Below are 22,394 nucleotides of genomic sequence, written 5' to 3'. Positions count from 1 at the left end.
GAATATTAAAGTATGAAAGTAAATCCAAATTACCTCGGTCGCTTGTTTACTGAGAAAGAATTAACGGAAGAAGAACGACAGGTAGCAGTGAGACTGCCAGCAATGAGAAAAGAGAAGGGGAAACTGTTTTGTCAACGTTGTAATAGTTCGATTCTAGAAGAATGGTATTTGCCTATTGGCGCATACTATTGTAGGGAGTGCTTACTGATGAAGCGAGTCAGGAGTGATCAAGCCTTATACTATTTTCCGCAAGAAGATTTTCCTAAGCAAGATGTCCTCAAGTGGCGTGGTAAGTTAACCCCTTTTCAGGAGAAGGTGTCAGAGGGATTGATTCGAGCAGTCGAAAAGAAAGAACCGACCTTGGTTCATGCTGTAACAGGAGCTGGAAAGACGGAGATGATTTATCAAGTTGTGGCCAAGGTAATCAATAATGGTGGTGCAGTGTGTTTGGCCAGTCCTCGAATTGATGTATGTTTGGAATTGTATAAGCGACTGCAGAATGACTTTGCTTGTGAGATAGCACTGCTTCATGGCGAATCAGAGCCCTATTTTCGAACTCCACTAGTTGTTGCAACGACTCACCAGTTGTTAAAATTTCATCATGCTTTTGATTTGCTGATAGTAGATGAAGTAGATGCCTTTCCTTATGTTGACAACCCTATACTTTACTACGCTGTAAACCAATGTGTAAAGGAGGAGGGGTTAAAGATATTCCTTACAGCGACTTCTACAGATGAGTTAGATAAGAAGGTTCGCACAGGAGAATTAAAACGATTGAGCTTGCCAAGACGATTTCATGGAAATCCATTGATTATTCCTAAACCAGTCTGGTTATCGGATTTTAATCGCTGTTTAGAGAAAAATCAATTGTCAACCAAGTTAAAGACTTATATTGAGAAACAGAGAAGAACAGGTTATCCCTTACTGATTTTTGCATCAGAGATTAAGAAAGGCGAAAAACTAAAAGAAATCTTGAAGGAGCAGTACCCGAATGAGAATATCGGCTTTGTGTCTTCTGTGACAGAAGACCGATTAGAGCAGGTGCAAGCTTTTCGAGATGGAGAACTAACAATACTAATCAGTACGACAATCTTGGAACGCGGGGTTACCTTCCCTTGTGTGGATGTTTTCGTAGTAGAAGCTAATCATCGTCTCTTTACCAAGTCTAGTTTGATTCAGATTGGAGGGCGAGTTGGACGCAGTATGGATAGACCAACTGGTGAGTTGCTCTTCTTTCATGATGGATTAAATGCTTCCATCAAGAAGGCAATCAAGGAAATCAAGCAGATGAATAAGGAGGCAGGGTTATGAACTGTTTATTATGTGGCCAGACTACAAAGAGTGAGCTGACTTTTAGCAGTCTCTTCCTTTTGAAGGATGACTGCAGTTATCTTTGCTCAGCTTGTGCTTCTAGTTTTGAGAAGATTGGAGAGAATTATTGTCCAAACTGTATGAAAACAGATATGTCAACTAAGTGTCAAGATTGTAAGTTTTGGTGTAAAGAAGGAGTTCGTGTTGATCATAAGGCAATCTTTACCTATAATCAAGCTATGAAAGACTTTTTCAGTCGCTATAAGTTTGATGGCGATTTTTTGCTTAGAAAAGTTTTTGCTTCTGTTCTTGCTGAGGAGCTGAAAAAGTATAAAGGTTATCAATTTGTTGTAATTCCCCTAAGTCCTGGAAGATTGCTTGAGAGGGGGTTCAACCAAGTCGAGGGTTTGGTTGAGGCAGCAGGCTTTTCTTTTAAAGATATATTAGGAAAAAGAGAAGAGAGCGCTAGTTCTTCTAAAAGCCGTTTGGAAAGGTTGGCTACTGAAATTCCATTTTTTATTAAAGATGGAATCTCACTTCCTAAGAAGATTTTGCTGATTGATGACATCTATACAACAGGGGCAACTGTGAATCGTGTGAAACGACTTTTGGAAGAAGCAGGTGCTTTGGAAGTTAAAACTTTTTCCCTTGTAAGATGAGGAAAAAATTTGCAAAATGAAAATGAAAGCGTTATAATATAGTTAGAAAAACAAAAATGTTTAGAAAGAAGGTACTTATATGATTAAATATAGTATCCGTGGTGAAAACCTAGAAGTAACAGAAGCAATTCGTGATTATGTAGTTTCTAAACTCGAAAAGATCGAAAAGTATTTCCAACCAGAGCAAGAGTTGGATGCACGTGTGAATTTGAAAGTTTACCGTGAGAAAACAGCAAAGGTTGAAGTAACAATTCCACTTGGATCTATTACTCTTCGTGCAGAAGATGTTTCTCAAGATATGTATGGTTCTATCGATCTTGTAACAGATAAAATTGAACGTCAGATTCGTAAAAATAAGACTAAAATCGAACGCAAGAATAAAAATAAAGTTGCGACAAGTCAACTCTTTACAGATGCTCTAGTTGAAGATGCAGATGTTGTGCAACCCAAAGTCGTTCGTTCAAAACAAATTGATTTGAAGCCAATGGATTTAGAAGAAGCGCTTCTTCAAATGGATTTATTGGGACATGATTTCTTTATCTATGTAGATGTAGAAGATCAAACAACTAATGTTTTGTATCGTCGAGAAGATGGTGAAGTTGGTTTGCTCGAAGTAAAAGAATCATAAAATTGAAATAACTAATAAGAGTGGTTTACTGATTTGTAAACCACTTTTTCTTGTGCCTATAAGTAAGTAGAAAAACGAGGAAATCCTTGATAAAACAGTCAGAATCAGCCCCTATAATCTGAACTTATAGGGGTGTTTATATTTATTAAGTAGACAAAATAATACCCTAAGGGATAGAATGGGGTTGTCAACAAATAGCGAATACAAAAATGTAAGCGCTCTTATAACAAATAAAGGAGTCATGACTATGGCAACAAAAGAAGAAATTTTACGCGAACTATATCCTGAGGACCTTTTTCACTATGCGGATGGTCTAACTTTGGGAGAAGCAGAGGTTTTACAAGAAACTCGCCGTTTGATTGAGAAACATCTCCGTCCGGTTATTAATGAATACTGGGAAAAACCTGATTTTCCTTTTGAAGAATTCTATGCTGTGGCTAAGGGCGCTCAAATTATGAACAATCCAAAATTGTTTGAGGGACGTGAAGGTAGCTGGAAACCATCTGAACTTTATATTGCTTTCTTGTATCTTGAACTTGCTCGCTTCGATGCTTCTATGGCAACATTCTACACCGTTCATGGTGGACTTTGCTACAACACAATTCTCTTGGGTGGTGATGAGCGTCAACAAAAAGAATTTCTTCCAAAACTAGCTGCATTTGATTGGCAAGGTTGCTTCGCTTTGACTGAACCTCTTTCAGGTTCTGATATTGCTGGAGGACTAGCAACTACTGCAGAACGTGTTGGAGACAAGTGGATTCTAAATGGTGAAAAACGCTGGATTGGTGGTTCAGATACTGCGGATGTCGTTCCTGTATTTGCTCGTGATGTTGCGGATGGCAAGGTGAAATGCTTTATCGTTCGTAAGGGAGCTCCTGGATATCATGCGGAACCAATCCCACATAAGATTGCTCTTCGTTGTGTCCGCAATGGCCATATTACTATGAAGAATGTAGAGGTTCCAGATTCAGACCGTTTGGTAAATATCAATGGTTTTGGTGATGTAGCCCGTATCTTGACCTTCACTCGTGCGGACGTTGCTCACATTGCTATGGGAGTGACTTGTGGATCTTATGTAGCAGCTCTTAAATATGCTAAAGATCGTGAACAGTTCAAACGTCCAATTGCCAAATTCCAAATTGTTCAAGAAAAATTGGCTCGTATGCAAGCAAATGCTGTAGCAGTTATTGCTTATTCAACTCGTATTGCTGAGATGCAAGAGAAAGGTAATGAATTGATGCTTAACTCTGCTCTTGCTAAGATGCACAATTCCTTGGTGATGCGCGAAACAGTTGCCCTTGCTCGTGAAACTTGCGGAGGTAATGGTATTACACTTGAGACAGACGTTGCTCGTTTCTTTGCAGATGCTGAATCAATCTATACCTATGAAGGTTCACACGAAGTGAATGCCTTGATTGTTGGTCGTGAGATTACTGGACTAGGTGCCTTTGTTTAATGTCAGAAGGGCGATTGAAGGATTTCTGTTCAATCGTCCTTGCTTCATGCACTGGATTTTTGTAAAATAAGAAGGAGAAAATAATGATATCTAAGGTGATGATTATTGGTTCTGGTCAAATGGGAAGCGGAATTGCTCAAGTATTTGCTCAGGCTGGTTTTACAGTTTACTTAAACGATATTAAAGAAGAATTTGTTCAAAGAGGCTTGAATAATATCACAAAACAATTGGAACGTTCAGTTGAAAAAGGACGGATGTCTGCGGATGAGAAGGATCAGGTATTAGCCAATTTGCTTCCATCTGTTTCATATGAAGATGCGAAAAAAGTCCAATTGGTGATTGAAGCTGCAACTGAGAATCGTGAGATTAAGTTGAATATTTTCAAACAATTGGATGAATTGACAGATCCTAAAACTATCTTAGCATCAAACACATCCTCTTTGTCAATCACGGATATAGCTGCTGCTACTAAACATCAGGAGCGCGTGATTGGAATGCACTTCTTTAATCCTGCCCCAATCATGAAACTTGTAGAGGTTATTAAGGCCTTGCAGACTTCAGAAGAAGTGGTTCAGGCGGTTCGTGAATTGACAGTGAAAATTGGTAAAACACCAGTTGATGTTAAAGATTCTTATGGTTTTGTTGTGAACAGAATTTTGATTCCTATGATCAATGAAGCCATTTACATTCTAGGTGAAGGAGTGGCTAGTGCCGAAGAAATCGATGAAGCGATGAAACTTGGTGCAAATCATCCTATTGGACCTTTGGCTCTTGCTGACTTGATTGGGTTGGATGTTTGTTTGGCTATTATGGGCGTCCTAAACCAAGGGTTTGGTGATCAAAAATACCGTCCTGCCCCTCTTCTTAAGAAAATGGTCGAAGCAGGAAAATTGGGACGGAAGACAAAAGAAGGTTTCTTTACTTACTAGACACTGATGGAGGTAGTCATGAAAGACGTAGTTATTGCTTCGGCAGTGCGAACACCTTTAGGTTCCTTTGGCGGGAGCTTGAAGAATGTTTCTGCTGTTGATTTGGGATCTTTGGTAATTAAGAGTGCTTTGGAAAAAGCGAATATTAAACCAGAGCAGGTAGATGAAGTGATTATGGGGAATGTCCTAGGCGCAGGTTTAGGTCAAAACGTAGCTCGTCAAATGAGCATTCACGCAGGACTCCCTGAATTTACACCAGCCTTTACTATCAACAAGGTTTGTGGTTCCGGTTTGAAGGCAGTGCAGTTGGCTGCTCAAGCGATTCGATGCGGCGATGCAGATATTATCGTAGCTGGTGGTGCAGAAAACATGAGTCAGGCGCCATACGTTTTGCCAAGTTTCCGTTGGGGTGGTCGTATGGGAGATTCGAAAGTGGTAGATACCATGATTAAGGACGGTTTGTCTGATGCCTTTAACGAATACCATATGGGGATTACAGCTGAGAATGTGGCAGAAGAATATGGTATTAGCCGAGATGATCAAGATGCGCTTGCTTTGGAATCACAAAAACGAGCAGTGGCGGCTATAGAATCTGGACGCTTTAAGGAAGAGATTGTTCCGGTGGTTATTCCTCAACGTAAAGGCGATCCTATCGTCTTTGATACAGATGAATTTCCTAGAAAAGATGCTAGCTTGGAGAGTCTGTCTAAGCTACGACCTGTTTTCAAAAAAGACGGTTCTGTTACAGCGGGAAATGCCTCAGGTATCAATGACGGAGCTGCAGCTGTCTTGGTCATGAGTGCTGAAAAAGCTGAAGAATTGGGACTTCCAGTCATTGCGCGCATTCGTTCGTATGCAAGTGCAGGTTTGGATCCTAAGATTATGGGTTGTGGACCGATTTATGCGACCCGTAAAGCTCTTGAAAAAGGTAATTTGACAGTTGATGATCTCGACTTGATCGAGTCAAATGAAGCCTTTGCTGCTCAGGCTTGTGCGGTTGGGAAAACACTTGGCTTTAACACAGATATTGTCAATGTCAATGGTGGCGCGATTGCTCTTGGTCATCCAATTGGAGCTTCAGGCTGCCGTATCTTAGTGACTCTGGTACATGAGATGATGAAACGTGATGCCAAAACTGGTTTAGCAACTCTCTGTATCGGAGGAGGGATGGGAACAGCCCTCATCGTTGAACGTTAGTTATTAGAAAACTGAACGTCAGTTCCTCTTTTTCAATATTACGATTACAAAATGAGATATTGATCCGATCTCATAGTTACATACCTTATCAAGTGTCTTTCTTCGAAAGTGCTTGATAAGGTATTTTTGCTTTTCCTAAGACTTTGAGGGTAGATTGAATGGCTCTATTCTATAAGCTGGACTTATAGGTCTATAAATAAAGATTAAGTAGACGGATGGAAAAAAAAGTTTATGATGAAAATGTAAGCTCTTACATTTTGTGTTGGTATTTGTTGACGCTGTACTCTGTACTCAAAATAAATCAAGTAGGAGCAGAACAATGAGTAAAACTGTTTTATTAGAGGTTAAGAATGGTCTTGGCTATCTAACAATTAACCGTCCATCGGCTTTGAACGCTTTAAGTTCAGAAGTCTTAAAGGATTTGAATCTTGCTTTAGACCAAATTGAAGCAAGCGAGGACATTCGTGTTGTCATTGTGACCGGTCAAGGAGAGAAAGCATTTGTCGCGGGAGCAGACATTAAAGAGATGGACCAAATGTCTCCAATTCAGGCTCATGAATACATGACCTATGCGAACGACACCTTTACCCGCTTATCTGAATTGACTCAGCCAACTATTTCAGTATTGAATGGTTATGCTTTGGGAGGCGGTTTAGAATTAGCTCTTTCAACTGATATCCGAATCGGCTATGACAAGACAATGGTTGGCTTTCCTGAAGTCGGCTTGGGAATCATTCCTGGTTTTGCAGGTACTCAAAGAATGTCTCGTTTGATTGGTACTAGTAAAACAAAGGAATTAATCTTCACTGCTAGAATGGTCAAAGGACAAGAAGCATACGATCTTGGAATTCTTAACAAGTTGGTAGCAGCAGAAGAACTATTGCCTGCGGCAGAAGAGCTAGCAGCAGCGATTATGAAAAATGCACCGCTAGCAGTTGAAAAAGCTAAACATATTATCCAAGTTGGCTCAGAACTCCCTCTGAAAAATGCTATTCGTTTGGAAACAGAAGCGGAAGCTCTACTCTTCTCAACAGAAGATAAGGTAGAAGGAATGCGCGCTTTTGTTGAAAAACGCAAAGCTGTCTTTCAACGTAAATAAGAGAGGAGATAGGTTATGAAAGTTGTAACATTGTCTGAAGCTATTTCCTTGATTCATTCAGGAGATAAAGTTGGTATTTCTGGATTTCTCGGAGTGGGAGAACCACTTGAGTTAATTGAGGAACTGGTTCGTCAAAACCAGCAAGATTTGACCTTGGTGTCTGTTGTAACCTCTCAACCCGGTAAGGAAGTTGGAGTTGGTCGTCTTTGTGAAAACCATCAGGTTACAAAATACATTGCAGCTCACGTAGGGACATCTGCTGCTGCTCAGCATGATTATTTTTCAGGAGCCATGAAAGTGGAGTTCACTCCGATGGGAACTGTTGTAGAACGCTTGCATGCTGCGGGTGCGGGTCTTGGAGCAGTCTTAACACCAACAGGTGTAGGAACAATTCTTGAAGATGAACACGAAAAAGTGACTCGAAATGGAAAAGAATATTTGATTTATGATCCATTGAAGATTGATGTTGCCTTGATTAAAGCTACAAAGGCTGATAAGTATGGCAACCTTTATCTGGATGGGACTACTAAAAATATCTCCCTTCAACTCGCTCTAGCAGCTGACACAGTTATTGTTGAGACAAACGAATTGGTTGAAGTCGGAGAAATTGATCCAAATGATATTTACATCCCTGGTATCCTAGTTGACTATGTCGTTCAAGGATTGACACCACAAGAGCATCATCAGATGATGGGAGATCTGTGGACAGAGACAAAGAAACTGGCGGGGGTGAAGTAAAATGAAAGCAAAAGAGATTATCGCAAGACGTGTAGCACTTGAATTTAAAGATGGAGATGTGGTCAATCTTGGTTTTGGGATTCCAAATGCCTCTGCTGATTACATTCCTGAAGGTGTAAATGTTATTTTACAGGCAGAAAATGGCGCTCTTCGATTTGGGGAAACACCTACCAAGGACAACTATAATGCCAATTTAGCGAACTCTGGTGGAGCTCCTATTACATTGTTGCCAGGAGCAGCCTTGTTTGATCTACAAACTTCCTTTGCCATTATTCGTGGTGGACACGTGGATGCAACCGTTCTTGGAGCTCTTGAAGTCAGCCAAGATGGAAGCATTGCGAACTGGATTATCCCAGGGAAATTTGCTCCTGGTATGGGTGGCGCAATGGACTTATTGGTAGGAGCTAAGCGCGTAATCGGGGCTATCCAACATACAACTGCTGATGGGGAATCTAAGTTGTTGAAAGAATGTACCTTGCCACTTTCAGCTAAAGGAGTATTGGATCTTGTCATCACAGAATTAGCTGTTTTTGGATTCAAAGATGGTAAATTCCTGTTGAAAGAGCTGGCTCCTGGTGTGACATTAGAAGAAGTTCTTGAAAAAACAGCTGGGGAAGTCATTGTCTCAGAAGACCTAAAAACAATGCCGATTTAAGCAAAAAAAGAGCTATTTTCTACTTAGTGTGTTATGATATAAACTAGATAGTATTGTAAGCGCTTTATATACAATGTTAAAATGAAGTATTCGAAATGTTATTTCGATAAAAAGTCAGTAGACAACTATCAAACACTAGAATAGTTGTCTAATTGACCTACTAAAATAGTGAAGGAAAGCTAGGTGATGGGTAAGTGGATATTATCCAAATGAACTATTTCATCAATATCATAGAATGCGGATGCAACCTTTCCATTGCTGCAAAGAAGATTCACATTAGTCAATCAGCCTTGAGTCAATTTGTGACAAATTTTGAAGCAGCTGAAGGGGTTCAATTATTCAATCGCAAGAATGGAAGATTAGAAAGTTTAACAGAGGCGGGACGCAAAATTTATCGTTATGCGACCGAGATTGTGAATCGACATGAAGAAATGCTTTCCATGATCCATATAGAAGCTCAAAAGCAAAAAGGCACCATTAATTTTGGTATTCCGTCCTTGATTTTACGAGTTTATTTTGCTAGTGCCTTGCCTCATTTTCTGAAAAATAATCCTCATATCCATATCCAGGTTACGGAAGGTGGAGGGAAGGAAATTCGTCAAAAAATGGTTGATGGAGATTTGAATCTCTCTATTCTGATAGAGCCTACGAGCCTGGATACTAAAAAATATGAACAACATATCATTCAATTGGATGAATACGTTGCTTATATGGATAAGGATCATCCGCTGGCTCAGAAAAGCTTGTTGGAATGGTCTGATATTGCTGGTTATGAATTGGCAACCTTCAACAAAACATTTACGACTTATGATTTAGTGACAGAAAAACTTCGTTCACAACGAATTGAGGCTAAATTTGCTTATCTTTCCTCTACTTGGGACTTCCTAGTTGAATCAACTCATCAGACAGATTTGATTGCCCTTTTGCCAAGGCCGGTTGAATATTTTGTGGATAAGAGTCGTTTTAAGGCGGTTAGATTCAAGGATCCGATTCCATTTAATATTTGGTTTTGTAGACCCTATAAAAACTCCTACAATGAAGTAGAGTCTTATGTGTATGAAGAATTGTTGAAAGATTATTACCAACCGTTTTCTGACAACTAAGATGAGGTGAATGCGATGACCTATAATGACGTGCTGGCACGAGAATTGAAGGCAGATGTGAAAGTGTTGATTCGGGACTATCTTAAGTCTCATGAGGATGAACAACAGTTCCCTAGAGAATTGCTTTATCAGTTTATTGAGCAATTTGATATCTTTTCCTTGCTTTTAGATAGTCAAGATTCTGTTTTGAGAACCGAGTTTTTAACCTTTATTCGCTTGATTTCAAAAGATTTTCCTGCTTTTTCTGCTGTTCTACTAACTCAGGCATGTTATGGTATCTATCCTATTTTACGATATGGGAGTCAGGAACAAAAATCGCGTTATGTAGAACCATTAGTAAGGGGAGAAATCTTAGCTGGCTTGGGATTTTCTGAAGGAAAATTGATGGACAGCTTGGAGGTTATTGCAACAACTGCAAGGAAAACAGAAACAGGTTGGTCTTTAACTGGGAAGAAGTCAATTGTATCAAATTGCCGCTATACAGATATTTTGTTAATCTTAGCCAAGGTTCAGGAAGCTAACGGAGAAGATGGATACGGATTTTTCATTGTTGATACGACTCGACCGGGAGTTGCTTTTGGAGATGATATTGCAAAACCTGGTTTACAGGGTTTGCCTGTGAATTCGGTAACTTTTGATCAGGTCATATTGCCAGAAGATAGTCTGCTAGGATTGACGCTAAATGGGGAAACTCAGTTAAATGATATTATCAAAAAATTACAGCTAGGATTAAGCGCAATCTCTATTGGTATCTCTGAGGGAGCTTTTGAAACAGGTCTGGCTTTTGAAACAGGTCTGGCTTTTGTAAAGGTCAAAAGAAGATTTGGGAAACCATTAATCGATGCGACAGTCTATCAACATCAATTCGCAGACTTGTATACTAAGCTGTGTGCGGCTGAATCTTACTTTGCTTCCTACAAGGATAGGATGAAGGCGGATTCTCTCTTTGTATCTCAGATAAAACTTTATACGACAAAAGTAGCAATTGAGATTTCTGAGGAAATTATTAGATTAATTGGACCTCTTCAAACCTTGGATGACATCCCCATAGACCGTTATCTAAAGGATGCCAAAACGATTGAAATCTATGGAAAATCTGGGGATTCGATTCGTAAAAGAATAGCAGCCCAATGGATAAAGGAGTAAAGCATGGCAGAACTCACCTTACAGGAATATCAATTTCATGATATGAAACTGACATGGCTACGTGGAGCCGATAAATTGACGGATGCAGGGACTCTTTTTGGTCCGGTTCCGAAAGTTGTGTGGTCTCGTTACTACCCAACAAATGATGCTAATATGATGGCAGAATTGACGGATCCTATTTTGATCCAGTACAAGGGTAAAAATTACTTGATAGATGCAAGTTTTGATACAGCAAAATTATCTGATAAACAAAGGCGCAACTTAGGAATCTTAACTGAAAGTCGGGTAGAAGAAAGTTTATCTCTTTTAGGACTATCGCCTGAAGATATTGACATCGTGCTGATGACACATATGCATCATGATCATTCTGGTGGCTTGACGCGTGTGAATGATCAAGGAGAGTTGGTTTCCAAGTATCCAAACGCCAAGATTATTGTGAATGATGTCGAATGGTATGAGATGAGAAACCCTAATAATCGAACACGAGGAACTTATCTGAGAGAGAATTGGGAACCGATTCAAGATCAGGTGACGACTTTCTCAGAGTATATCAATGTCATTCCAGAAATCCAAATGATTCACACAAGTGGTCACAGCAATGGCCACAGTATTATCTTGCTCAAACAGGGGAAAGATACGATGATCCATATGGGGGACTTGATGTTATCACATGTTCATCGAAAGCCTCTCTGGGTTCCAGCAGTTGATGATTATCCTATGAAATCCATTTTAGCCAAAGAGAAATGGTTGCGTCAGGCTTTTGAGAATCATTACAAGTTTTTCTTTTATCATGATCAATTTTTCGCGGTGGTAGAGTTTGACAAGGATGGGAAGGAATTTGTAGATTATGTTCTACGTTCTCGCCCCCCACTTATTCCTTTTACAGATCAGCAGGATCGTAAGCCAGATTTTTTAGGATAACAGAATATGAGGAGACAAATGTAACATTTTCTTGTTGACGGGGATATTGGTGCACTATGCATCCATTTGCCAACAAGAATCAACAGAAAATAAAAGGAGGACTCATATGTCAATTACAAAACTTTTACAGATTCAATATCCAATTTTCCAAGGGGCCATGGCTCAAATCTCCCACTATCAACTAGCAGCAGCTGTTTCTGAGGCTGGAGGACTAGGAATTATTGCGTCAGGTGGTATGACTGGAGAGCAGTTGCGAGAAGAAATTCGTGAATTGAGAAAGTTGACAGATAAGCCTTTTGGTGTCAACATTATGTTGATGATGAAAAACATCAAGGATATTGTGACTGTTATCATCGAAGAAAAGGTTCCGGTGGTAACTACAGGTGCAGGAACACCTAAGCATATCATGCCTTACTTGAAAGAAGCAGGAATCAAGGTTATTCCAGTTATTGCCAGTGTCAAGCATGCTCAAAAAATGGAAGAATTGGGAGTTGATGCTGTAATCGCTGAGGGTTCAGAAGCTGGTGGGCATATCGGAGAGACCAATACAATGGCTCTTATCCCGCAAATCGTTGATGCGGTATCAATTCCGGTCATTGCTGCCGGAGGTGTGGCAGATGGCCGAGGGCTGGCTGCTGCGATTGCCCTAGGTGCACAAGGAGTTCAAATGGGAACAGTTTTTCTTGCTTCAGAAGAATGTCCAATTTCTCCAGCCTATAAAGAAGCTATTTTGGCGGCAAGTGATACAGCGACTGCGGTTACAGGTCGCATCGCGGGAGCGCCAGTTCGTTGTATTCGCAATGAGATGACAGATCACTATATTGAGTTAGAGCAGAAAGGTACAAACCGAGAGGAACTGGAAGAAATTACGATCGGTTCCCTATCTAAGGCTGTCTATGAAGGTGATACAGTTCATGGTTCAATGATGAGCGGACAAATTGCAGGTTTGGTGAAAGACATCAAACCATGTAAGTCTATTTTAGAATCAATTGTGAAACAGGCGCAAGAGCGCCTACAAGACATTCGACTAGAATTAGGTGAATAATGTAATCTAGGAGGAAGATTCTGCACTGATGTGGAAAAAGGAGAGCGAGGCATTTGCTCTCCTTTTTTATGTATGGTTTCTTTAAGAGTATCTTACTATAATAAAAGCAGTGCTTTCTCTTTAAAGGTCGCTTTTTAAGGGCATTTGTGATATAATAATGCGCAAGAGGTTTAGAATGAAAAAAAATAATTTAACTCCGAATTCTGCGATTCTACTAGGGATTGCAACTTTCGGAACCTTAACAATGCTGATTATTTTTTCACAAAATAATGTTGTAACAATCAGTGTCTTGTTTTTATTTGTACTTCTTTATCTGCTTTTATTTGTCTGGCAAAAAAAACAGTATGAAAAGAGCGAAATTGAACAAATCCAATACGTAAATCATCAAGCTGAAAATAGCTTGAGTACTTTGCTTGATCAAATGCCGGTGGGAGTCCTGAAATTAGACTTATCTAGTGGCGAAGTGGAATGGTTTAATCCCTATGCTGAGCTGATTTTGACGAATGAAGAAGGGGAAATTGATGTTGAATTAATTCAAACCATCATCAAGGCTTCTGTTGGGAATCCTGGTTCGTATGCTACCTTGGGCGAAACACGGTATGCTGTTCATATGGACAAGGCTTCGGGTGTTTTGTATTTCTTTGATGTTTCTGGGGAGTACGAAGCGACTGTCGAATTGGTAACTAGTCGTCCAGTCATTGGGGTCATCTCAGTGGATAATTACGATGATTTGGAGGATGCGACGTCTGACTCTGATATCAGCCATATCAATAGCTTTGTAGCTAATTTTGTTTCAGAATTTGCTAGTAAGTATGCTATGTTTTCTCGCCGTGTGGGGATGGATCGTTTTTATTTATTCACAGATTACACAGTACTCGAGGAATTGATGAATGATAAATTCTCTGTTATTGATAGTTTCCGAGAAGAATCAAAACAGAGGCAACTGGCCCTAACCTTAAGTATGGGATTTTCTTATGGTGATGGAAATCATGAAGAGATAGGGAAAATTGCCTTGCTCAACTTGAACTTAGCAGAAGTTCGTGGTGGTGACCAGGTGGTGGTCAAGGAAAATAACGAAACCAAGAATCCTGTCTACTTTGGTGGAGGAACTGCTGCATCTATCAAACGTACTCGTACACGTACCAGAGCCATGATGACAGCCATTTCTGATAAGATTCGAAGTGTTGACCAAGTTTTTGTAGTCGGTCATAAAAATCTAGATATGGATGCTTTGGGCTCTGCTGTTGGTATGCAGTTGTTTGCAAGTAATATTATTGAGAACAGTTATGCTGTCTACGATGCAGACCATATGCCAGCAGATATCGAACGTGCTATTCAGTTCTTGAAGAAGGAAGATGTCACGAAACTTTTATCTCTTACAGATGCGATGAAGCTAGTTACAAACCGTTCATTATTGATTCTGGTGGATCATTCCAAGACGGCTTTAACCTTGTCAAAAGATTTTTATGATTTGTTCACTCAAACTATTGTTATTGACCATCATAGACGTGATCAGGATTTCCCTGAGAATGCAGTCATCACCTATATTGAAAGTGGAGCAAGTAGTGCCAGTGAGCTGGTCACAGAATTGATTCAGTTCCAAAATTCTAAGAAAAATCGTTTGAGTCGTATGCAGGCCAGTGTTTTGATGGCTGGTATGATGCTGGATACCAAGAATTTCACATCTCGCGTGACGAGCCGAACCTTTGATGTGGCTAGCTACCTGAGAACACGGGGAAGTGACAGTATTGCTATTCAGGAGATTGCTGCGACAGATTTTGAAGAGTATCGTGAGGTAAATGAACTCATTTTACAAGGTCGTAAGTTAGGTTCAGATATCTTGATTGCCCAAGCTAAGGACTCAACCACTTATGACACCGTTGTTATTAGTAAGGCTGCTGATGCTATGTTAGCTATGTCCGGCATTGAGGCTAGTTTCGTTCTGGCAAAAAATACACAAGGATTTATCTCTATCTCGGCTCGAAGTCGTAGTAAAATCAATGTGCAACGCATTATGGAAGAGCTGGGTGGTGGAGGTCACTTTAATCTAGCAGCTGCGCAAATCGAGGACATGAGTTTGTCGGAAGCGGGAGAAAAATTGACTCAACTAATCTTGGAAGAACTAAAGGAAAAGGAGAAAGAAGAATGAAAGTAATCTTTTTAGCAGATGTTAAAGGAAAAGGGAAGAAAGGCGAAATTAAGGAAATGCCAACTGGCTACGCTCAAAACTTCCTGATTAAAAAGAATTTGGCCAAGGAAGCAACTGCTCAAGCAGTGGGTGAGTTGCGTGGAAAACAAAAATCAGAAGAAAAGGCTTATGCTGAAATGATTGCTGAAGCAAAAGCCATCAAGGCTAAGCTTGAGGCAGAAGAAACAGTTGTAGAGTTTGTTGAAAAGGTTGGACCAGATGGCCGTACATTTGGTTCCATCACTAACAAGAAAATTGCAGAAGAATTGCAAAAGCAGTTTGGTATTAAGATTGACAAACGCAATATTCAAGTGCAAGCACCAATTCGAGCAGTAGGTTTGATTGATGTACCAGTGAAGATCTATCAAGATGTTACAAGTGTCATCAATCTTCGTGTAAAAGAAGGCTAAGTTTACAACTTCTTGACAAGATTGTAAAAGGAAGGAAAGTCGGATGGCAGAAGTAGAGGAACTGCGAGTTCAACCTCAGGATATTTTAGCAGAACAATCTGTTTTGGGGGCTATTTTTATAGATGAGAGTAAGCTCGTTTTTGTCCGAGAATACATTGATTCTCGTGACTTCTTTAAGTATGCTCATCGATTGATTTTCCAAGCGATGGTAGATTTGTCGGATCGTGGGGAAGCAATTGATGCGACGACAGTTCGGACGATTTTGGATAGCCAAGGGGATCTCCAAAATATTGGCGGCCTGTCCTATCTTGTCGAAATTGTCAACTCTGTACCAACCTCAGCTAATGCGGAATATTATGCTAAAATCGTAGCCGAAAAGGCCATGCTACGTCGCTTGATTTCCAAGTTGACAGAGTCTGTCAACCAAGCCTATGAAGCTTCTAAGCCTGCAGATGAAATCATCGCTCAGGCTGAAAAGGGGCTTATTGATGTTAGCGAAAACGCCAATCGTAGTGGGTTCAAGAACATCCGAGATATTCTAAATATCAACTTTGGGAACCTAGAAGTTCGGTCACAACAAACAACGGATATCACTGGTATTGCAACGGGTTACCGTGATTTGGACCATATGACGACAGGTCTCCATGAGGAAGAACTAATTATCCTAGCGGCGCGACCAGCAGTTGGTAAGACGGCCTTTGCCTTGAACATTGCTCAGAACATTGGGACTAAGTTGGACAAGACGGTTGCCATCTTTTCACTGGAAATGGGTGCGGAAAGTCTAGTAGACCGTATGTTGGCGGCCGAAGGCTTGGTGGAGTCTCATTCTATCCGTACGGGTCAATTGACTGATGAGGAGTGGCAAAAGTATACCATTGCTCAAGGGAACCTAGCCAACGCGAGTATCTATATCGATGATACGCCAGGGATTCGGATCACGGAAATTCGTTCGCGGTCACGCAAACTGGCTCAAGAAACGGGCAATCTAGGATTGATTTTGATAGACTACCTACAGCTTATTACAGGGACTGGTCGTGAGAACCGCCAACAAGAAGTTTCTGAAATTTCTCGTCAGTTAAAAATTCTAGCCAAGGAATTGAAAGTTCCAGTCATTGCTCTTAGTCAGTTATCTCGTGGAGTGGAACAGCGTCAGGATAAGAGACCAGTCTTGTCTGATATTCGTGAATCGGGTTCTATCGAGCAGGATGCGGATATCGTAGCTTTTCTATACCGTGACGACTACTACGATCGTGCTGGTGAAGAAGAGGAAGGAATTCCAAATAACAAGGTTGAGGTTATCATCGAGAAAAACCGTAGTGGAGCTCGCGGAACGGTGGAATTGATTTTCCAAAAAGAATACAATAAATTTTCAAGTATTTCAAAGAGGGAGGCATAAGATGTCAGATGCATTTACAGATGTAGCCAAGATGAAAAAAATCAAAGAAGAAATCAAGGCACATGAGGGACAAGTCGTTGAAATGACTTTGGAAAATGGCCGTAAGCGCCAAAAAAATAGATTGGGTAAGCTAATTGAGGTTTATCCATCTCTATTTATCGTTGAATTTGGGGATGTTGAGGGAGATAAACAAGCTAATGTCTATGTTGAATCCTTCACCTACTCAGATATCTTGACAGAAAAGAACTTGATTCGCTATCTAGACCAAGAATTCTAAAATGAAGTGAGCTTTGCTCACTTTTTTCTTTTTCTCCCGAATAGTATAAACGAGGGTAACCTCAGAAATTTATATTATTAAGGAGAATGAATGACGTTTTTTAAATCAGGAGTTAAGAAGAGTAGATGTACTCAGTTGAGTGTAGGGCTGGCTACTTTGTTCGTTACGAGTACCTTTTTGTTTGGTGGGGAATCGGTTCAAGCCGACAGTGTAGCGCGTGGAGATGATTATCCGCTTCACTACAAAAATGGTAGTGTAGAAATCGACCAGTGGCGGATGTATTCTCGCCAGTGTACCTCTTTTGCGGCCTTTCGTTTGAGTAGTGTAAATGGCTTTGAGATTCCTCCTGCTTACGGAAATGCGAATGAATGGGGACATCGTGCAAGGCGAGAAGGCTACCGTGTGGATACTAAGCCAGAAGTTGGAGCTATTGCTTGGTCGACAGAAGGTTATTATGGGCACGTGGCCTGGGTATCAAATGTATCAGGGGATACGATTGAAATCGAAGAGTATAACTATGGGGTTCGAGAAAAGTATAACCGTCGAAAAGTCAAGGCTAGTTCGATGACAGGTTTTATTCATTTCAGGGATTTATCCGCTACCCATAGTGTGAGTGAGGGTTCTCGTAACTCAGAGCTTCCGTCCAGCGGGACAATAGTATTCACGGGGAAATCGCCGATTATGGACCAGCCGTCAAGTACAGCGCAAGTTATCGACTACTACTATCCTGGTGAAAATGTTAGCTACGATCAAATCGTAGAAAAGGACGGTTATAAGTGGCTTAGTTACCTGTCCTATAGTGGAATGAGGAGATACGTTCAGTATATGGAAACAGAATCGGTGGAGAATGGTTGGAAGAAGCAAAACGGTATTTGGAATTACCGTGAGAATGGGAAACTCGCAACTGGTTGGAAGAAAATAAATGGCAGTTGGTATCACTTCAAAGAAAACGGGACTATGTCAACAGGTTGGGTAAAGTATGACTCGCATTGGTACTATCTAAAGACATCAGGTGAGATGCAGACGGGATGGCTCAAGGAAAATGGAACATGGTACTATTTGGAAAGTTCAGGGGCTATGAAGTCTAGTCAGTGGTTCCAGGTAGGCGGAAAATCTTACTACGTCAATGCTTCAGGGGCTTTAGCAGTGAATACTACAGTGGATGGCTATCGAGTGGATAGTAATGGAGCTAGAATCTAGAAAGAATATAAAAAAGAGAACTTCACTACCATTTGCCTATTCTTTCCGATGGTATTTTTCCTTGCTTTCCTTTATAATGGGTGTATGGACAAGAAAAAATTATTATTAATTGATGGATCTTCAGTTGCTTTTCGAGCTTTTTTTGCGCTCTATCAGCAGTTGGATCGTTTTAAAAATGCTAATGGCCTTCATACCAATGCAATCTATGGCTTTCAACTCATGTTGAATCATGTCTTAGAGCGAGTTGAGCCTAGTCATGTTTTGGTAGCTTTTGATGCAGGTAAGACGACCTTTCGAACAGAGATGTATGCAGACTACAAGGGTGGGCGTGCGAAAACTCCAGATGAGTTTCGTGAGCAATTTCCCTTCATTCGTGAGTTGCTAGACCATCTTGGAATTCGCCATTATGAGTTGCCGCAGTATGAAGCGGATGATATCATCGGGACTCTGGGTCGCTTGGCTGAAAATGAATCTTTTGATGTAACAATCGTCAGCGGAGATAAAGACTTAATCCAGTTGACGGATGAGCACACAGTGGTCGAGATTTCCAAGAAAGGTGTGGCTGAGTTTGAGGCCTTTACACCAGCTTATCTTATGGAGAAGATGGGACTCACACCGTCTCAGTTTATAGATCTCAAGGCCCTTATGGGGGATAAGTCTGATAATATCCCTGGCGTCACTAAGATTGGTGAAAAGACAGGCATAAAGCTCTTGCTAGAACACGGTTCGCTAGAGGGTATTTATGAAAATATCGATGGCATGAAGGCTTCGAAGATGAAGGAAAATCTCATCAATGACAAGGAACAAGCCTTCCTGTCTAAAACCTTGGCGACTATTGAGACTCAGGCACCGATTGAGATTGGCCTTGATGATTTGGTCTATAATGGCCCAGATGTGGAAAATCTTGGGAAATTCTACGATGAGATGGGCTTCAAACAGCTCAAGCAAGCTCTAAATGTGTCATCAACGGATGCGCCTGAAAGCTTGGAATTCGCCATCGTTGACCACGTTAGTCAAGACATGCTGAGCGCAGACTCTATCTTCCACTTTGAACTCTTTGGTGAGAATTATCATACAGATGACTTGGTTGGTTTTGCCTGGTCCTGTGGGGATAAACTTTACGCTACAGACAAACTTGAGCTCTTGCAGGAACCGATTTTCAAGGAATTTTTAGAAAAAACACCTCTGAAAGTGTATGATTTTAAGAAAGCTAAGGTTCTTTTAAATCGCTTTGGTTTGAATTTACAGGCTCCTGCTTTTGACAGCCGTTTGGCCAAATACCTCCTCTCTACTGTCGAGAATAATGAAATTTCAACCATTGCGAATCTCTATGGCCAGACTTATTTGGTCGATGATGAGACTTTCTATGGTAAGGGGGTCAAGAGGGCAATTCCTGAACGTGAGAAATTCTTGGAGCACTTGGCTCGCAAGATTGCTGTATTGGTTGAGACTGAGCCGGTTTTACTTGAAAAACTCAGTGAACATGGGCAGTTAGATCTCCTCTATGACATGGAGCAACCTCTGGCTTTTGTCCTTGCCAAGATGGAAATTGCTGGGATCAAGGTCAAAAAAGAAACCCTACTTGAGATGCAAGCTGAAAATGAGGTCGTCATTGAGCAACTCACTCAAGAAATCTACGAGTTAGCTGGTGAAGAGTTTAATATCAATTCCCCTAAGCAGTTAGGTGTCCTTCTCTTTGAAAAACTGGGACTTCCTCTAGAATACACCAAGAAAACCAAGACAGGTTACTCGACAGCCGTGGATGTGCTGGAGCGTCTGGCTCCTATTGCTCCTATTGTTAAGAAAATCCTCGATTACCGTCAGATTGCTAAGATTCAATCGACTTATGTGATTGGCTTGCAGGATTGGATTTTAGATGATGGCAAGATTCACACGCGCTATGTGCAGGATTTGACTCAGACAGGGCGTCTGTCTAGTGTGGATCCAAACTTGCAAAATATTCCTGTTCGTTTGGAACAAGGCCGTCTCATTCGTAAGGCTTTTGTACCTGAGTGGGAAGATAGCGTGCTGCTCAGCTCGGACTATTCACAGATTGAGTTGCGCGTTTTGGCTCATATTTCCAAGGATGAGCACCTAATTAAGGCCTTTCAAGAGGGGGCAGATATCCATACCTCGACGGCCATGCGGGTCTTTGGAATTGAACGTCCTGAGGATGTGACTCCAAACGACCGTCGTAATGCCAAGGCGGTAAACTTTGGAGTGGTTTACGGGATTTCAGACTTTGGTTTGTCTAATAATCTGGGCATCAGCCGTAAAGAGGCTAAAGCCTACATTGACACTTACTTTGAACGCTTCCCAGGTATTAAAAACTACATGGATGAGGTGGTGCGTGAGGCGCGTGATAAGGGCTATGTAGAGACCCTTTTCAAGCGTCGTCGAGAGCTACCAGATATCAATTCGCGCAACTTTAACATTCGTGGTTTTGCAGAGCGGACAGCTATCAACTCTCCTATCCAAGGTTCGGCGGCGGATATTCTCAAAATTGCTATGATTCAGCTAGACAAAGCTCTAGTTGAAGGTGGCTATCAGACCAAGATGCTCTTGCAAGTGCATGATGAAATCGTCCTTGAGGTTCCAAAATCAGAACTAGAAGCCGTCAAAACTCTAGTGAAACAAACCATGGAAGAAGCCATCCAAATCAGTGTTCCCCTGATCGCTGATGAGAATGAAGGAGCAACTTGGTACGAGGCTAAATAAGAAAGATATGATGGAGTTTGAAGTACTTGCCTTCAAACTCTTTTTCATGATTTTCTGTAAGCAGTTTCCTTGACTTTTCCTTGTATTTGCGTTACTATATGTCCATATAAGATATGGGAGTCTGTGTACAGTCTGAGAGGAAGTGTTAAACTTCGACCGCACCTGATCTGGGTAATGCCAGCGTAGGGAACGATACTTAGCCGAATTCTGCACCTTTTCCATATATGGAAGGGGTTTTCTTTTTGTCAAAAGGAAACCTGAGAAAAGGAGGTTTTTATGAAAGCAAGCATTGCCTTGCAAGTCTTGCCCCTATCACAGGGGATTGATCGAATTGCTATTATCGATCAGGTTATTACCTATCTGCAAGCTCAGTCCGTGACCATGGTGGTGACACCATTTGAAACGGTCTTGGAAGGGGAGTTTGATGAGCTCATGCGCATTCTCAAAGAAGCGCTTGAAGTGGCTGGGCAGGAGGCAGATAATGTCTTTGCCAATGTCAAAATAAATGTAGGAGAGATTTTAAGCATCGATGAGAAACTTGAAAAGTATGATGAGACGACAGATTAGTCTTTTGGGATTTCTCGGAGTCTTGTCGGTCTGGCAGTTAGCGGGAATATTCAAACTTTTACCCAAGTTTATCCTGCCAACTCCTCTTGAGATTCTCCAGTCCTTTGTTCGTGACAGAGAATTTCTCTGGCACCATAGTTGGGCGACCTTGAGAGTGGCTTTACTCGGTCTAGTGCTGGGTGTCTTGATTGCCTGTCTCATGGCTGTGCTCATGGACAGTCTGACTTGGCTCAATGATCTGATTTACCCTATGATGGTGGTTGTCCAGACTATTCCGACCATTGCTATAGCTCCTATCTTGGTCTTGTGGCTAGGCTATGGAATTTTGCCCAAAATTGTCTTGATTATCCTGACGACAACCTTCCCTATCATCGTCAGTATCTTGGACGGTTTTAGACATTGTGACAAGGATATGCTGACCTTGTTTAGTCTGATGCGTGCAAACCCTTGGCAAATCCTGTGGCATTTTAAAATCCCTGTCAGCCTGCCCTACTTTTATGCAGGTCTGAGGGTCAGTGTCTCCTACGCCTTTATCACAACCGTGGTATCTGAGTGGTTGGGAGGCTTTGAAGGACTAGGTGTCTACATGATTCAGTCCAAGAAACTGTTTCAGTATGATACCATGTTTGCCATTATTATTCTGGTGTCGATTATCAGCCTTATCGGTATGAAGTTGGTCGATATTAGTGAAAAATACGTGATTAAATGGAAACGTACTTAATAGAGCGTTTTAGAAAAAGAAAAGAGGAAA

General features: G+C 41.0%; 21 protein-coding genes. All 21 read left to right on the top strand.

The features are described from left to right. Window positions 1–12: 12 nt before the first annotated feature. Entirely contained in the window at window positions 13–1,311 is a 1,299-nt protein-coding gene (locus HMPREF1516_RS03000; RefSeq protein WP_002877642.1) for a DEAD/DEAH box helicase, read from the top strand. Further along, a complete protein-coding gene (locus HMPREF1516_RS02995) occupies window positions 1,308–1,970 on the top strand; it encodes a ComF family protein (RefSeq protein WP_000995719.1) in 663 nt (220 codons plus the stop codon). Before HMPREF1516_RS03000 ends, HMPREF1516_RS02995 begins: the two co-directional genes overlap by 4 nt. A gap of 79 nt (window positions 1,971–2,049) precedes the next feature. Beyond that, the gene (gene hpf / locus HMPREF1516_RS02990; protein ID WP_000599116.1) at window positions 2,050–2,598 is read left to right on the top strand and encodes a ribosome hibernation-promoting factor, HPF/YfiA family; all 549 of its coding nucleotides are present in this window, start codon (window positions 2,050–2,052) and stop codon (window positions 2,596–2,598) included. 247 nt (window positions 2,599–2,845) lie between these two features. Further along, on the top strand, window positions 2,846–4,054 hold the full coding sequence (fadE, locus tag HMPREF1516_RS02985) for an acyl-CoA dehydrogenase FadE (RefSeq protein WP_000201480.1): 1,209 nt from the start codon (window positions 2,846–2,848) through the stop codon (window positions 4,052–4,054). Window positions 4,055–4,134: 80 nt separating this feature from the next. Then, entirely contained in the window at window positions 4,135–4,983 is an 849-nt protein-coding gene (locus HMPREF1516_RS02980; RefSeq protein ID WP_025169584.1) for a 3-hydroxybutyryl-CoA dehydrogenase, read from the top strand. 18 nt (window positions 4,984–5,001) lie between these two features. Further along, window positions 5,002–6,180: an acetyl-CoA C-acetyltransferase gene (locus HMPREF1516_RS02975; protein ID WP_000655998.1), complete on the top strand. Its 1,179-nt coding sequence runs from the start codon at window positions 5,002–5,004 to the stop codon at window positions 6,178–6,180. Window positions 6,181–6,499: 319 nt separating this feature from the next. Further along, window positions 6,500–7,279, top strand: a complete 780-nt coding sequence (locus HMPREF1516_RS02970) for an enoyl-CoA hydratase-related protein (RefSeq protein ID WP_000048041.1) — start codon at window positions 6,500–6,502, stop codon at window positions 7,277–7,279. Window positions 7,280–7,294: 15 nt separating this feature from the next. Beyond that, window positions 7,295–8,017: a CoA transferase subunit A gene (locus HMPREF1516_RS02965; protein ID WP_000869893.1), complete on the top strand. Its 723-nt coding sequence runs from the start codon at window positions 7,295–7,297 to the stop codon at window positions 8,015–8,017. 1 nt (window position 8,018) lies between these two features. After that, entirely contained in the window at window positions 8,019–8,672 is a 654-nt protein-coding gene (locus tag HMPREF1516_RS02960) for a 3-oxoacid CoA-transferase subunit B (protein WP_000644731.1), read from the top strand. Window positions 8,673–8,866: 194 nt separating this feature from the next. Next, complete coding sequence (locus tag HMPREF1516_RS02955) at window positions 8,867–9,775, top strand: LysR family transcriptional regulator (protein WP_002877920.1); 909 nt, start codon at window positions 8,867–8,869, stop codon at window positions 9,773–9,775. Window positions 9,776–9,790: 15 nt separating this feature from the next. Further along, window positions 9,791–10,921, top strand: coding sequence for an acyl-CoA dehydrogenase family protein (locus HMPREF1516_RS02950; protein ID WP_050595433.1), 1,131 nt, complete (start codon window positions 9,791–9,793; stop codon window positions 10,919–10,921). A gap of 3 nt (window positions 10,922–10,924) precedes the next feature. After that, window positions 10,925–11,842, top strand: a complete 918-nt coding sequence (locus HMPREF1516_RS02945; protein WP_033605767.1) for an MBL fold metallo-hydrolase — start codon at window positions 10,925–10,927, stop codon at window positions 11,840–11,842. Between the two features lie 64 nt (window positions 11,843–11,906). Then, entirely contained in the window at window positions 11,907–12,887 is a 981-nt protein-coding gene (locus HMPREF1516_RS02940) for a nitronate monooxygenase (RefSeq protein WP_256283325.1), read from the top strand. A 175-nt stretch (window positions 12,888–13,062) separates the two neighbouring features. Beyond that, window positions 13,063–15,036 carry a DHH family phosphoesterase gene (locus tag HMPREF1516_RS02935; RefSeq protein WP_033605766.1) on the top strand — a complete coding sequence of 658 codons (1,974 nt, stop codon included), beginning with the start codon at window positions 13,063–13,065 and terminating at the stop codon, window positions 15,034–15,036. Then, entirely contained in the window at window positions 15,033–15,485 is a 453-nt protein-coding gene (gene rplI, locus HMPREF1516_RS02930) for a 50S ribosomal protein L9 (RefSeq protein ID WP_000864202.1), read from the top strand. The genes HMPREF1516_RS02935 and rplI overlap by 4 nt, the downstream gene beginning before the upstream one ends. A 43-nt stretch (window positions 15,486–15,528) precedes the next feature. Then, a complete protein-coding gene (dnaB, locus tag HMPREF1516_RS02925; protein WP_000852476.1) occupies window positions 15,529–16,881 on the top strand; it encodes a replicative DNA helicase in 1,353 nt (450 codons plus the stop codon). 1 nt (window position 16,882) lies between these two features. After that, entirely contained in the window at window positions 16,883–17,158 is a 276-nt protein-coding gene (locus HMPREF1516_RS02920) for a Veg family protein (protein WP_033605765.1), read from the top strand. A 90-nt stretch (window positions 17,159–17,248) separates the two neighbouring features. Continuing rightward, window positions 17,249–18,358: an N-acetylmuramoyl-L-alanine amidase family protein gene (locus HMPREF1516_RS02915; protein WP_033605764.1), complete on the top strand. Its 1,110-nt coding sequence runs from the start codon at window positions 17,249–17,251 to the stop codon at window positions 18,356–18,358. A gap of 84 nt (window positions 18,359–18,442) precedes the next feature. Continuing rightward, on the top strand, window positions 18,443–21,076 hold the full coding sequence (gene polA / locus HMPREF1516_RS02910; protein WP_033605784.1) for a DNA polymerase I: 2,634 nt from the start codon (window positions 18,443–18,445) through the stop codon (window positions 21,074–21,076). Between the two features lie 276 nt (window positions 21,077–21,352). Beyond that, window positions 21,353–21,643, top strand: coding sequence for a thiamine-binding protein (locus HMPREF1516_RS02905; protein ID WP_033605763.1), 291 nt, complete (start codon window positions 21,353–21,355; stop codon window positions 21,641–21,643). Further along, window positions 21,606–22,364, top strand: coding sequence for an ABC transporter permease (locus HMPREF1516_RS02900; protein ID WP_084647634.1), 759 nt, complete (start codon window positions 21,606–21,608; stop codon window positions 22,362–22,364). Before HMPREF1516_RS02905 ends, HMPREF1516_RS02900 begins: the two co-directional genes overlap by 38 nt. Window positions 22,365–22,394: the final 30 nt, after the last annotated feature.

Origin of the sequence: Streptococcus sp. CM6 (assembly GCF_000526095.1) — a bacterium.
Taxonomy (GTDB): domain Bacteria; phylum Bacillota; class Bacilli; order Lactobacillales; family Streptococcaceae; genus Streptococcus; species Streptococcus oralis_BW.
This window is presented reverse-complemented; position numbering and strand designations above follow the sequence as displayed.

Coding starts and splice junctions, on each gene's coding strand:
- HMPREF1516_RS03000 (WP_002877642.1), top strand. CDS start 13: ATGAAAGTAAATCCAAATTACCTCGGTCGCTTGTTTACTGAGAAAGAA.
- HMPREF1516_RS02995 (WP_000995719.1), top strand. CDS start 1,308: ATGAACTGTTTATTATGTGGCCAGACTACAAAGAGTGAGCTGACTTTT.
- hpf (WP_000599116.1), top strand. CDS start 2,050: ATGATTAAATATAGTATCCGTGGTGAAAACCTAGAAGTAACAGAAGCA.
- fadE (WP_000201480.1), top strand. CDS start 2,846: ATGGCAACAAAAGAAGAAATTTTACGCGAACTATATCCTGAGGACCTT.
- HMPREF1516_RS02975 (WP_000655998.1), top strand. CDS start 5,002: ATGAAAGACGTAGTTATTGCTTCGGCAGTGCGAACACCTTTAGGTTCC.
- HMPREF1516_RS02970 (WP_000048041.1), top strand. CDS start 6,500: ATGAGTAAAACTGTTTTATTAGAGGTTAAGAATGGTCTTGGCTATCTA.
- HMPREF1516_RS02965 (WP_000869893.1), top strand. CDS start 7,295: ATGAAAGTTGTAACATTGTCTGAAGCTATTTCCTTGATTCATTCAGGA.
- HMPREF1516_RS02960 (WP_000644731.1), top strand. CDS start 8,019: ATGAAAGCAAAAGAGATTATCGCAAGACGTGTAGCACTTGAATTTAAA.
- HMPREF1516_RS02950 (WP_050595433.1), top strand. CDS start 9,791: ATGACCTATAATGACGTGCTGGCACGAGAATTGAAGGCAGATGTGAAA.
- HMPREF1516_RS02945 (WP_033605767.1), top strand. CDS start 10,925: ATGGCAGAACTCACCTTACAGGAATATCAATTTCATGATATGAAACTG.
- HMPREF1516_RS02935 (WP_033605766.1), top strand. CDS start 13,063: ATGAAAAAAAATAATTTAACTCCGAATTCTGCGATTCTACTAGGGATT.
- rplI (WP_000864202.1), top strand. CDS start 15,033: ATGAAAGTAATCTTTTTAGCAGATGTTAAAGGAAAAGGGAAGAAAGGC.
- dnaB (WP_000852476.1), top strand. CDS start 15,529: ATGGCAGAAGTAGAGGAACTGCGAGTTCAACCTCAGGATATTTTAGCA.
- HMPREF1516_RS02920 (WP_033605765.1), top strand. CDS start 16,883: ATGTCAGATGCATTTACAGATGTAGCCAAGATGAAAAAAATCAAAGAA.
- HMPREF1516_RS02915 (WP_033605764.1), top strand. CDS start 17,249: ATGACGTTTTTTAAATCAGGAGTTAAGAAGAGTAGATGTACTCAGTTG.
- polA (WP_033605784.1), top strand. CDS start 18,443: ATGGACAAGAAAAAATTATTATTAATTGATGGATCTTCAGTTGCTTTT.
- HMPREF1516_RS02905 (WP_033605763.1), top strand. CDS start 21,353: ATGAAAGCAAGCATTGCCTTGCAAGTCTTGCCCCTATCACAGGGGATT.
- HMPREF1516_RS02900 (WP_084647634.1), top strand. CDS start 21,606: ATGAGAAACTTGAAAAGTATGATGAGACGACAGATTAGTCTTTTGGGA.